Source organism: Kiloniella majae (assembly GCF_002118315.1).
GTDB lineage: Bacteria > Pseudomonadota > Alphaproteobacteria > Kiloniellales > Kiloniellaceae > Kiloniella > Kiloniella majae.
This window is the reverse complement of record NZ_MTSZ01000036.1, coordinates 1-260: the sequence shown is the minus strand read 5'-3', so window position 1 is coordinate 260 and position 260 is coordinate 1. Positions and strand designations below refer to the sequence as shown.

The window sequence follows — 260 nt, the reverse complement described above, 5'->3', positions numbered from 1 at the left end:
CTCCCGCATCCCGAGACTTTCTCCTTTCTCCTCTTTCTCCTTACTACCCCCCCCTCTTTTCCCCTTTCTTTTCCCCTCTTTTCCCTCCTCCCTTTCTCCCTCCTCACCCCCCCATTCCCCTTCTCTTCCCTTTTCCCTCCCACCTTTCCGGCCCCTTGGCCTCCCATCCCTATCCCCCAGAAGTCGCGGTCCTTCTCTCCTCCGTTTTTCATTCCTCTGGCTTTTCATTCCTCCGCTCCTCACTCTTCTCTCTCCCGCCT

1 protein-coding gene is annotated in these 260 nt (G+C 56.9%); it reads right to left on the bottom strand.

The window, feature by feature from the left end; genetic code table 11:
* Positions 1-212 (bottom strand): hypothetical protein (locus tag BKB51_RS21385; protein ID WP_198946836.1); only part of this gene is annotated, 212 nt, incomplete at its 3' end.
* Positions 213-260 lie beyond the last annotated feature (48 nt).